Here is a 3,111-nt window from a genome sequence, read left to right as displayed (position 1 = left end):
TGAAAGCCGAGGTGCTCGCGCTGCTCGAAGCCGCTGGCGCGCCTGCCGCCAAGCTGATGGACTTTGCGCCAGACGCCGCCGGGCCAGGCGATCACTATCATCCGGGGCAGGCGGCGACCTTGCGGCTTGGCCCCAAGAATGTGCTCGCCGCTTATGGCACGCTGCACCCTACGACTGCCAGGGCGTTTGGCTACAAGCTGGTGCACGGGCCGGTGATGGTCGCTGAGCTGTTTCTTGACGGCATCCCGTTGAAGGCGCGCGGCGCTGCGATGCGCGAGGCCTATGCGCCGCCCGCGCTGCAGGCGGTGACGCGCGACTTTGCGTTTCTGGTGGACCGGTCATTGGCAGCGGGTGACCTCGTCCGTGCGATCAAGGGCGCGGACAAGAAGCACATAATTGACGCGCGCGCATTTGACGTATTCGCAGGCGCAGGCGTGCCCGAGGACAAGACTTCGCTGGCAATCGAGGTCACGCTGCAGCCGCAGGACAAGAGCTTCACCGACGAGGATCTGACAGCGATCTCTGACGCGGTGATCAGGGCGGCGGCGAAGCTGGGGGCGGCGCTGCGCGGCGATTGATCGTCCAGCCCCGCTTCAGTCGCCCTCAAACGCCATCAGGCTGTCGACCTTCATCGATTGCGCCTGCAACCGCGCTGATCCGCCCAGATCAGGCAGGTCGATGACAAACAGCGCGCGGGTGACGTTTGCGCCCGCAGCGCGTAGCAGCGTAACCGCTGCGCTGGCGGTGCCGCCGGTGGCGATCAGGTCATCGACCACGATCACCGGCTGCCCATCTGTGATGGCGCCCGGATCGATCTCCAGCCGGTCGGTGCCATATTCAAGCGCATAATCGACGCCGATGGTGGCGACCGGCAGCTTGCCCGGCTTGCGCACCGGTACAAAGCCGATGCCCAGATGCGCCGCCACGCCGGCGCCAAAGATGAAGCCGCGCGCCTCCATGCCGGCAATCAGGTGCGGCCCGTGTGGTGCGGCGAGATCGGCCAGATGCCGGATTGCGGATGACAGTCCCTGTCCGTGGCTGATCAGCGTTGTGATATCGCGGAACTGGATTCCCGGCTTGGGGAAATCGGGCACGGTGCGCACCAGCGCACGCAAATCGGCCCGGGACAGCGGTTGTGCTGTCCCGGGCCGGTTGAGGGTTTCGTGCATAAGTTGCTTTGCGTCCCTGTGGGCGATCAGTGCTTCTTGCCGGCCCAGATGCTCTTGTACGACATAAACGCCAGACCCGTTGCGATGATCAGGAAGATCAGCACCGCCCAGCCGGTCTGATTGCGTTTTTCGAGCGTGGGTTCTGCAGTCCACACAAGAAACGCCGAAACGTCCTTCGCCATCTGGTCGCGGGTTGCCTCGGTGCCATCGGCATAAGTGACGATGCCGTCACCGCCGATCGGGTTGGCCATGGCGATGTTCAGGTTGGCAAAATAGGGGTTATAGTTGAGCCCCGGCCCCGGCATTGAATCCGGGAAGCGCTGTGCGAGTTCTGCAGGCGGTTCCTGATAGCCGGTGAGCAGCGAGTAGATGTACGGTGCACCGCCGCTGCGTGCCTTGGTGATCAATGACAGATCAGGCGGCAGCGCATTGCCATTGGCGGCGCGGGCTGCGGTTTCATTGGCATGCGGCATCGGAATGGGGTCGGATGCGAGCGAGGGCCGGGTGGTGGCCTCACCCGTGGCCGGATCAATCGACGGCGTCTGGATCGGCCAGTTCGCCGCAATCGCCTTCACTTCATCTTCGCTATAGCCAAGCTCAGCGAAGTTGCGGAACGAGACCAGCCGCATCGAATGGCAGGCTGCGCACACTTCCTTGTAAACCTGGAAGCCGCGCTGCAACTGCTGCCGGTCAAACTTGCCGAGCGGGCCATCGCTGGAGAGTGACAGCGGCTTGGGCTTGAGGTGGAAGGCGTGCTCCGCCGTTTCCTGTGCCGGTTCATTGACATAGGCGACAAGGCCTACGCCGAACGAAACGATCAGCCAGCCGGTAAAGAACACCCCGACCAAAAATGCACCAATGCGAACCATGATGAATGCTTTCCTTTTTGCGTCGGGCGTTATTCAGCGGGCTGCAGCACAGGGCCGCCAGTGAGCCCGCCAGAGCCAGGCTTGTCCTTACCAAGCACCGCTTCAGTGATCGAGAACGGCAGCGGCTTTGGCTTTTCGATCTTCGCTATGATCGGCAGGATGATCAGGAAGTGCGCGAAATAATAAGCCGAAGCCAGTTGGCTCATCATCACATAAGGCTCTTCAGCCGGCGCCCCGCCAAGATAGCCCAGGATCAGTACATCGACGATCAGGACCCAGAAGAAGATCTTGAACAGAGGACGATAGTTGCCCGAACGCACCGGTGAACGATCCAGCCAAGGCAGGAAGAACAGCAGCAGGATCGATGCAAACATCGCCAGCACGCCAAGCAGCTTGGCAGGCACAAACAGGAAGTCGAAGGTGAAGGCGCGCAGGATCGCGTAGAACGGCCAGAAATACCATTCCGGCACGATGTGCGCTGGCGTCGACAGCGGGTTGGCGGGGATATAATTGTCCGCATGGCCCAGGAAGTTCGGCGCGAAGAACAGCACCGAGCAATACAGGATCAGGAACACGCCCAGCCCGAAGCCGTCCTTTGAGGTATAATAGGGGTGGAACGGCACAGTGTCCGATTCGGTCTTTACGTCCACACCGGTCGGGTTTGACGATCCGGGAATGTGCAGCGCCCAGATGTGCAGGATAACAACACCGGCAATCACGAACGGCAGCAGATAGTGCAGCGAAAAGAAGCGGTTGAGCGCGGCGTTATCCGGCGCAAATCCACCCAGCAGCCACTCCTGGATCGGCACGCCGATCAGTGGGATCGCGCCGAACAGGCCGGTGATCACCTTGGCACCCCAGAAGCTCATCTGGCCCCAGGGACGAACATAGCCCATGAACGCGGTCGCCATCATCAGCAGGAAGATAACCAGGCCGAGCAGCCAGATCATCTCGCGCGGTGCCTTGTAAGAGCTGAAATACAGGCCGCGGAAGATGTGGATGTAGACCACGATGAAGAAGAAACTCGCGCCGTTGGCATGGGCATAGCGCATCAGCCAGCCCCAGTTGACGTT

General features: G+C 61.6%; 3 protein-coding genes and 1 pseudogene. 1 reads left to right on the top strand and 3 read right to left on the bottom strand.

Annotation, left to right across the window (positions count from 1 at the left end):
• Nucleotides 1-578 (top strand): annotated as a pseudogene (locus ACEW8G_RS07015) (phenylalanine--tRNA ligase subunit beta); the annotation flags it as partial.
• Nucleotides 579-593: 15 nt separating this feature from the next.
• Here ACEW8G_RS07015 and ACEW8G_RS07010 read toward each other — a convergent pair.
• The 3 genes from ACEW8G_RS07010 to ACEW8G_RS07000 form a co-directional block, all read right to left on the bottom strand.
• Nucleotides 594-1,169: an adenine phosphoribosyltransferase gene (locus ACEW8G_RS07010; RefSeq protein ID WP_373487721.1), complete on the bottom strand. Its 576-nt coding sequence runs from the start codon at nucleotides 1,167-1,169 to the stop codon at nucleotides 594-596.
• A 26-nt stretch (nucleotides 1,170-1,195) separates the two neighbouring features.
• Nucleotides 1,196-2,038, bottom strand: a complete 843-nt coding sequence (locus ACEW8G_RS07005) for a cytochrome c1 (protein WP_373487720.1) — start codon at nucleotides 2,036-2,038, stop codon at nucleotides 1,196-1,198.
• A gap of 29 nt (nucleotides 2,039-2,067) precedes the next feature.
• Nucleotides 2,068-3,111: cytochrome bc complex cytochrome b subunit (locus ACEW8G_RS07000; RefSeq protein WP_373487719.1), on the bottom strand; the 1,044-nt coding region annotated here is incomplete at its 5' end.

This window comes from Blastomonas sp., from assembly GCF_041747255.1.
GTDB lineage: Bacteria > Pseudomonadota > Alphaproteobacteria > Sphingomonadales > Sphingomonadaceae > Blastomonas.
This window is presented reverse-complemented; position numbering and strand designations above follow the sequence as displayed.

What these genes read in the sequence shown, in the direction of transcription:
- ACEW8G_RS07010 (WP_373487721.1), bottom strand. Translation starts at nt 1,169, where the DNA reads ATGCACGAAACCCTCAACCGGCCCGGGACAGCACAACCGCTGTCCCGG.
- ACEW8G_RS07005 (WP_373487720.1), bottom strand. Translation starts at nt 2,038, where the DNA reads ATGGTTCGCATTGGTGCATTTTTGGTCGGGGTGTTCTTTACCGGCTGG.